We start from the raw sequence: 1293 nt of genomic DNA, 5'->3' as shown, positions 1-1293 counted from the left end.
TGGGCCGTTCTCGTCGGAGCAGACAACGACACCTTCGGAACCGCCCTCACCACCGCCCTCACCGACAACACCGGCGAGAAACCCGCACGATTCGACACCCTCGACGACCTCCTCACCGCCCTCACCGAAGGCCACCCCACCCCCTCAACAGTCCTCACCACCTGCCCACCCCCCACCACCGACACCACACCCGCCCACGAAGAGGTCCGACGCGTCACCACCCACACCCTCCACCTCCTCCAGCACTGGCTCACCGACGAACGCCTCACCAACACCCAACTCGTCATCCTCACCCACCACGCCACCGCCACCCACGACAGCGAAAACATCACCTCCCTCCCCCAAGCCGCCCTCACCGGACTCCTGCGCACCGCACAAGCCGAACACCCCCACCACTTCCGACTCCTCGACCTCGACCACCACCCCACCACCCTCCACGCCATCCCCCACACCCTCACCACCACCACCGAACCCCACCTCGCCATCCGCACCGGCACCCCCCACACACCCCGCCTCACCCGCACCACCACCCACCCCACCCTCACCACACCCCACAACGACTGGCGCATCGAACGCACCGGCAACGGCACCCTCGAAAGCCTCACCCTCCAACCCAACCCCGACGCCAACCGCCCCCTCACCCCCGGCGAAGTCCGCATCACCGTCCGCGCCGCCGGACTCAACTTCCGCGACGTCGTCATGGCCCTCGGCATGGTCCCCGACGACGGCCACCCCGCCCTCGGCGAAGGCGCCGGCATCATCACCGAAACCGCCCCCGACGTCACCCACCTCCACCCCGGCGACCGCGTCATGGGCCTCTTCGGCATCGGCTCCACCGCCATCACCGACCACCGCATGATCACCACCATCCCCGACCACTGGACCTACACCCAAGCCGCCGGAACCCCCGTCGTCTTCCTCACCGCCTACTACGGCCTCACCCACCTCGCCCACGCCCAACCCGGCGAAACCCTCCTCATCCACAGCGCCGCCGGCGGCGTCGGCCAAGCCGCCCTCCAACTCGCCCGCCACCTCAACCTCACCACCTACGCCACCGCCCACCCCACCAAATGGGACAGCCTCCGCCAACACAACATCCCCGACACCCACATCGCCTCCTCCCGCACCCTCGACTTCGAAAACCAATTCCTCACCGCCACCAACGGCCACGGCGTCGACATCGTCCTCAACTCCCTCGCCCACGAATTCATCGACGCCTCCCTACGCCTCATGCCCAACGGCGGACGCTTCCTCGAAATGGGCAAAACCGACCTCCGCGACCCCCACACCATC

Annotated in this window: 1 protein-coding gene; it reads left to right on the top strand. The window is 68.1% G+C overall.

What is annotated here, in order from left to right; translation table 11 throughout:
* The coding region (locus ACFZBX_RS36965) for a zinc-binding dehydrogenase (protein WP_391538206.1) at window positions 1-1293 on the top strand (1293 nt) is incomplete at both ends.

It is taken from the genome of Kitasatospora sp. NPDC008115 (assembly GCF_042957205.1).
Lineage (GTDB): Bacteria > Actinomycetota > Actinomycetes > Streptomycetales > Streptomycetaceae > Kitasatospora.
Note: the sequence above shows the minus strand (reverse complement) of the source record. Positions and strands in the feature narration are given on the sequence as shown.